General features: G+C 54.0%; 2 tRNA genes and 2 rRNA genes (2 of these 4 only partly in view). All 4 read left to right on the forward strand.

The window, feature by feature from the left end:
- Positions 1 to 346: ribosomal RNA gene (locus ACLBKT_RS00805) — 16S ribosomal RNA — on the forward strand; it begins 1,139 nt to the left of the window's first position.
- A 201-nt stretch (positions 347 to 547) separates the two neighbouring features.
- Positions 548 to 624: transfer RNA gene (locus ACLBKT_RS00810), tRNA-Ile, on the forward strand.
- Between the two features lie 10 nt (positions 625 to 634).
- A tRNA-Ala gene (locus ACLBKT_RS00815) sits at positions 635 to 710 on the forward strand.
- A 310-nt stretch (positions 711 to 1,020) separates the two neighbouring features.
- A 23S ribosomal RNA gene (locus ACLBKT_RS00820) occupies positions 1,021 to 2,500 on the forward strand; it runs 1,309 nt beyond the window's last position.
- The 16S and 23S rRNA genes sit together here with 2 tRNA genes alongside, the layout of an rRNA operon.

Below are 2,500 nucleotides of genomic sequence, written 5' to 3' on the forward strand. Positions count from 1 at the left end.
AAGTCCTCATGGCCCTTACAGGCTGGGCTACACACGTGCTACAATGGCATCTACAGTGGGCAGCTATTCCGCAAGGATGCGCTAATCTCCAAAAGATGTCTCAGTTCGGATTGTCCTCTGCAACTCGAGGGCATGAAGGCGGAATCGCTAGTAATCGCGGATCAGCATGCCGCGGTGAATACGTTCCCAGGCCTTGTACACACCGCCCGTCACACCATGGGAGTTGGATTCACCCGAAGGCAGTGCGCTAACCGCAAGGAGGCAGCTGACCACGGTGGGTTCAGCGACTGGGGTGAAGTCGTAACAAGGTAGCCGTAGGGGAACCTGCGGCTGGATCACCTCCTTTCTAAGGATATTCACGAAAGCGCTGGGGCTAGCCCCCGGAAGAGCTTCGTGGCTTCCAAAGAACATTGCCGTCGTCCTCATGTCCTTTCATCAATCGGATACAGCTTGCAGCACTTCTGTGCCTGTAAGCTGTGTGCCTGAGCCGGCTCACGCCCACGCGGCAGCCTGTTCCTTCGGGAATGGCGGCCGGATGCGGTGGTGTGGGCCTGTAGCTCAGTTGGTTAGAGCGCACCCCTGATAAGGGTGAGGTCAGTGGTTCGAATCCACTCAGGCCCACCATTACCTGTAAGGGGCCTTAGCTCAGCTGGGAGAGCACCTGCTTTGCAAGCAGGGGGTCATCGGTTCGATCCCGATAGGCTCCACCAGGTACACACGACGCGGCGCGGCTTGATGCCTGCGCGCTCGACATATCCGATAGATGAAACGAAACCAGATCCCGCTTCGGCGGGTCAGGCGATCGTGCTGATTAGTCAGCGTCGCCGCTCTTTGACATTGTGAATGGGTTTTTAAATCGATGCCGTGGCGGTATCGTCGTGCTGGTGCAGACCTTTGGGTTTGTGGCCGGGCGGCGAATATCATCACATTAATCAAATTGATTATCTGGCTGAGATAATTCTCCTCACTATCGCAAGACGCCAGGCTCTATGCAGGCCTGTCGTTGATAGTGTGGATTCTCAAGCGTGAGGTAAGAGCATTTGGTGGATGCCTTGGCATGTACAGGCGAAGAAGGACGTGGCACGCTGCGATAAGCGTCGGGGAGTTGTGAGCAAACTTTGATCCGGCGATTTCCGAATGGGGGAACCCACCTTCACCATTTCTTCCAGTTGGCTTTCGGGCCAGCCGGGCGAGGTGGATAAGGTATCACCGAGCTGAATATATAGGCTTGGTGAAGCGAACCCGGGGAACTGAAACATCTCAGTACCCGGAGGAAAAGACATCAACAGAGATTCCCGTAGTAGTGGCGAGCGAACCGGGACCAGGCCAGTGCCTTCATTTCAACTAGCAGAACACTCTGGAAAGTGTGACCATAGCGGGTGACAGTCCCGTATGCGAAAGTGATGATGAAGGACTAGAGTAGGGCGGGACACGTGAAATCCTGTCTGAACATGGGGGGACCACCCTCCAAGCCTAAATACTCGTACATGACCGATAGCGAACACAGTACCGTGAGGGAAAGGTGAAAAGCACCCCGATTAGGGGAGTGAAACAGTACCTGAAACCGAATGCTTACAAGCAGTTGGAGCCCCATAGGGGGTGACAGCGTACCTCTTGCATAATGGGTCAGTGACTTAATCTAGCATGCGAGCTTAAGCCGTTAGGTGTAGGCGAAGCGAAAGCGAGTCTGAATAGGGCGACTGAGTATGTTGGATTAGACCCGAAACCCGGCGATCTAGGCATGAGCAGGTTGAAGGTGCGGTAACACGCACTGGAGGACCGAACCGTTTAATGTTGAAAAATTATCGGATGACTTGTGTTTAGGGGTGAAAGGCCAATCAAGCCGGGAAATAGCTGGTTCTCCGCGAAATCTATTGAGGTAGAGCGTCAGATGTATGCCGATGGGGGTAGAGCACTGGATGGGCTAGGGCTGCGCGAGCGGTACCAAACCTAACCAAACTCCGAATACCATCGAGTCTTGTCTGGCAGACAGACGGCGGGTGCTAAGGTCCGTCGTCAAAAGGGAAACAGCCCTAACCTACAGCTAAGGTCCCCAAGTCATATCTAAGTGGGAAAGCATGTGGGAATCCCAAAACAACCAGGAGGTTGGCTTAGAAGCAGCCATCCTTTAAAGAAAGCGTAACAGCTCACTGGTCTAAATAAGGGTTCCTGCGGCGAAGATGTAACGGGGCTAAAGATATGCACCGAAGCTTAGGGTTGCAGTTTACTGCAGCGGTAGCGGAGCGTTCCGTAAGCGAGTGAAGGCGAAGGGTAACCGACGCTGGACGTATCGGAAGTGCGAATGCTGACATGAGTAGCGACTAACAGGGTGAGATACCCTGTCGCCGAAAGACCAAGGGTTCCTACGCAATGCTAATCAGCGTAGGGTGAGCCGGCCCCTAAGACGAGCCCGAAGGGGGTAGTCGATGGGAACCACGTTAATATTCGTGGGCCTGGTGGTGTGTGACGGATCTCGTAAATTGTTCCTCCTTATTGGATT

Origin of the sequence: Erythrobacter sp. W302b (assembly GCF_046452395.1) — a bacterium.
Taxonomy (GTDB): Bacteria; Pseudomonadota; Alphaproteobacteria; order Sphingomonadales; family Sphingomonadaceae; genus Erythrobacter.